The sequence below is a fragment of the Metabacillus rhizolycopersici genome (assembly GCF_020075705.1).
The window spans coordinates 1-316 of record NZ_JAIQUM010000306.1 but is presented as its reverse complement, the minus strand read 5'-3'; the positions used below and the strand labels follow the sequence as shown (position 1 = coordinate 316).

Below are 316 nucleotides of genomic sequence, written 5' to 3'. Positions count from 1 at the left end.
AACTCATTGGCATTCTCCTCTGTTCTTCTACGATGTTTCAAATGCGACAGCTTCTGCTTGAAAAGAAAAAGCAGGAGCTGAGTGAATACAAAGCGATTTATATGATTAAAGATTACTTTCCGTTACTATTTCAAGCCATAGCAGTTGGCACAGAAGAACTTTTGAAAATTCTGCATCGCCTTTATCAGCTGCTAAAAAAGAACGGTCGTAAATGTCATCGGTATAAGAAGCTGACCGTCTTTGATATTCTAGGGGTTGTGTATGAAACGACGGTGAAGCATAGACAAGCTGCCTAGCGAAAAAATCGCGTTTTAAT

General features: G+C 39.2%; 1 pseudogene. It reads left to right on the top strand.

Features of this window, described 5'->3' with window-relative positions:
- A pseudogene (locus K9V48_RS30275) lies at nucleotides 1-296 on the top strand (IS4 family transposase); the annotation flags it as partial.
- Nucleotides 297-316: the final 20 nt, after the last annotated feature.